The sequence below is a fragment of the Oleiphilus sp. HI0043 genome (genome assembly GCF_001634935.1).
Genome location: NZ_LWEY01000734.1, coordinates 1 through 896, shown reverse-complemented (window position 1 = coordinate 896; position 896 = coordinate 1). Strand labels below are relative to the sequence as shown.

General features: G+C 47.5%; 1 protein-coding gene. It reads left to right on the top strand.

Translation table 11 applies throughout. The annotated features are described in order from the left end of the window. On the top strand, nucleotides 1-896 hold an 896-nt coding region (locus tag A3729_RS08540), incomplete at both ends, for an Ig-like domain-containing protein (protein WP_197475702.1).

Sequence of the window (896 nt, the reverse complement as noted above, 5' to 3'; positions counted from 1 at the left end):
CTCTGATCCGAGCATTTTGCATATCTCCAACGAAGGCTTACTTACCGCACTAGCACCTGGTGACGCAACCATTACAGCCAGTTATGAGGGTGAGCACGCTTCAAGTACGTCTACTGCATACACATTGAGTTCACTTAGCATAACACCCGCCGCGTTGACACTGGCAATTGCTTCATCTCACACTCTCACGGCAACCGGAATTTATACGAACAACACCACAAGCGACCTTAGTCCTGAGACTTCTTGGCAATCGAGCAATAACAACATCGCCACAGTCGATGAAAATGGCTTGGTAGTCGCTGTCAGCGCTGGCAATACCAATGTCACAGCAAGTATTGGCGACATCAACACAAGTCTGGAGCTAACGGTTTCTCCTGCTACATTGCATTCTATTTCAATTGATTTACCCGACACTCTAATTGCCGGACTCACTACTGCTTTATCAGCGACTGGCACCTATTCCGATGGCAGCACCCAAAACATTACCGCTGAAGTAACATGGCAAACTAGCGATATCAGCCTTGCCAGTATCGATAATGAGCTTATTACCGCCATTCAAAGTGGGGAGGTGCAAGTCAGCGCTATTAAAGGCTCTACAACTGGGTTAAAAAACATTGTTATCAGCCCGGCTCAAATCGACAGTCTGGTTTTGACCCCGCCATTGATCACACTAGCGAAAGGAACTCAAAGCGAGGTAAACGTCACCGCCATTTTTACTGATCAAAGCCACCAAGATGTTACTAGCCAAGTCAATTGGAGCGCTGACTCTCCTGAAATAATCTCAATTGAAGCGGGCTCATCACTTGTTAGCGGACTGGATATCGGCAGCTCAAGCCTGAGTGCTGAGCTAGATGGCCATAATGCTGCCAGTACGGTTACGGTAAGCAATGCAGTAC